The organism is Salinivibrio sp. PR5 (genome assembly GCF_001996085.1).
Classification (GTDB): domain Bacteria; phylum Pseudomonadota; class Gammaproteobacteria; order Enterobacterales; family Vibrionaceae; genus Salinivibrio; species Salinivibrio proteolyticus.
Genome location: NZ_MUFK01000102.1, coordinates 1 through 1,293, shown reverse-complemented (window position 1 = coordinate 1,293; position 1,293 = coordinate 1). Strand labels below are relative to the sequence as shown.

The following is a 1,293-nucleotide window of genomic DNA, read 5'->3' as shown; positions in this document are numbered from 1 at the left end:
GTTCCCGGGCCTTGTACACACCGCCCGTCACACCATGGGAGTGGGCTGCACCAGAAGTAGATAGCTTAACCTTCGGGAGGGCGTTTACCACGGTGTGGTTCATGACTGGGGTGAAGTCGTAACAAGGTAGCCCTAGGGGAACCTGGGGCTGGATCACCTCCTTACTGACGCTATTCTTGCGAGTGTTCACACAGATTGTATAGGTTGAAGTATTAAAGAGGATATGTTCCCAAACATATCGATGCGTCCCATTCGTCTAGAGGCCTAGGACACCGCCCTTTCACGGCGGTAACAGGGGTTCGACTCCCCTATGGGACGCCACTTGGGTTGTTAGCTCAGTTGGTAGAGCAGTTGACTTTTAATCAATTGGTCACAGGTTCGAATCCTGTACAACCCACCANGGTTGAAGTATTAAAGAGGATATGTTCCCAAACATATCGATGCGTCCCATTCGTCTAGAGGCCTAGGACACCGCCCTTTCACGGCGGTAACAGGGGTTCGACTCCCCTATGGGACGCCACTTGGGTTGTTAGCTCAGTTGGTAGAGCAGTTGACTTTTAATCAATTGGTCACAGGTTCGAATCCTGTACAACCCACCATTTCTCAGACGCGGGGCTATAGCTCAGCTGGGAGAGCGCTTGCATGGCATGCAAGAGGTCGGCGGTTCGATCCCGCCTAGCTCCACCAAGTCTGAARGATGGGCGATTAGCTCAGTTGGGAGAGCACCTCCCTTACAAGGAGGGGGTCACTGGTTCGAGCCCGGTATCGCCCACCATTTCTCTTACAAAGAGAAACGCCATATTATATTGGGGCTATAGCTCAGCTGGGAGAGCGCCTGCTTTGCACGCAGGAGGTCTGCGGTTCGATCCCGCATAGCTCCACCACTTTATTATTCGTTTTTCACAGCAGTTATCTCCTGTTGCGAAAAGCTGTGTCTGAAAGCAAATAATAAAGTGGTTTGTCTTTATGATAGACACACATGCTCTTTAACAATCTGGAAAGCTGACGAGTCATTCTTTAAAGAATGACAGTAAAGTTCTCAATCAGTGACAGAAATGTCACTCACACAATCAAGTGTGCTTGGGCTTTGTCTTAGTAATAAGCAAAGTCTCTATTTTGAGTCCGGCAAAAACAAAACCTTAATTAGTTGATGATTCAACACTCAGTGGGTTTGCGACGCAGATTTCTTTTTTAGACAATCTCGCCGTAAATAAAACCTCTTGGGGTTGTATGGTTAAGTGATTAAGCGTAGACGGTGGATGCCTTGGCAGTCAGAGGCGATGCAGGACGTAT

The 1,293-nt window shown here is 48.7% G+C and carries 7 tRNA genes and 1 rRNA gene; all 8 read left to right on the top strand.

The annotated features are described in order from the left end of the window. Window positions 1–164 (top strand): 16S ribosomal RNA (locus BZG82_RS16085); the annotation flags it as partial. Window positions 165–245: 81 nt separating this feature from the next. Then, a tRNA-Glu gene (locus BZG82_RS16080) sits at window positions 246–321 on the top strand. A 3-nt stretch (window positions 322–324) separates the two neighbouring features. Further along, window positions 325–400, top strand: a tRNA-Lys gene (locus tag BZG82_RS16075). Between the two features lie 44 nt (window positions 401–444). Continuing rightward, a tRNA-Glu gene (locus BZG82_RS16070) sits at window positions 445–520 on the top strand. A 3-nt stretch (window positions 521–523) separates the two neighbouring features. Beyond that, window positions 524–599, top strand: a tRNA-Lys gene (locus BZG82_RS16065). A gap of 12 nt (window positions 600–611) precedes the next feature. Beyond that, window positions 612–687, top strand: a tRNA-Ala gene (locus tag BZG82_RS16060). A gap of 12 nt (window positions 688–699) precedes the next feature. Then, window positions 700–775, top strand: a tRNA-Val gene (locus BZG82_RS16055). A 33-nt stretch (window positions 776–808) separates the two neighbouring features. Continuing rightward, window positions 809–884, top strand: a tRNA-Ala gene (locus tag BZG82_RS16050). Window positions 885–1,293 lie beyond the last annotated feature (409 nt).